We start from the raw sequence: 631 nt of genomic DNA on the forward strand, positions 1-631 counted from the left end.
TCCGCGCGCGGCGACAAGCCCAAGGGCCGGCGCAGTAACTCGTGCGCGATCTTCGGCACCGGATCCGCGTCGTGGCGGGCGGCGTAGGCTGGCCGCCCCAGGCCGCAAAGATCCAACGCGGCGAAACGGAGAGTGTCGGCTGCCTCGAGCAGCCGATCTACGGCAGGAATCCCGGGCGGTGACAGGCCGCGCGGGTTGGCCGCTCCTGGCAGACCGGTAGGTCGTGCACGGCCGCGTGCTGTGTGCGACATCTTCAATGAGCACGCCGGAATGTCGCACGCCTGCGGCGCACGACCTACGCGAATTCCCGTAGGTCGGCTGCTCCTGGCAGCCAACATCAAACCGCGTGAAACGGAGGATGTCGGTGGCCGTCAGCAGCCGAGCTGCGGTAACGATCGCGGCCGGATCAGTACGCCGCGGGCACCTCGAGCACGCCGCGGGCGATGGCGTAGCCCATCGCGGCCCCCATGGCGACATCCGTGGGATAGTGCAGGCCGAGCACCACCCGGGAGCAGGCGATCAGCACGGTAAGCACGGCGAGCGCCCCGGTCAGTGCCGGGAAGTGGGCCGCCGCCACGGTGGTGAAGCCCACCGCATGCAGGGTATGGCCGGAGGGGAAGCTGTACTGGTC

At 69.6% G+C, this 631-nt stretch carries 1 protein-coding gene; it reads right to left on the minus strand.

The window, feature by feature from the left end:
• Positions 1-406 precede the first annotated feature (406 nt).
• The coding region (locus tag G7A99_RS23570; RefSeq protein ID WP_163144485.1) for a phosphatase PAP2 family protein at positions 407-631 on the minus strand (225 nt) is incomplete at its 5' end.

The sequence above is a fragment of the Arhodomonas sp. KWT genome, from assembly GCF_010993615.1.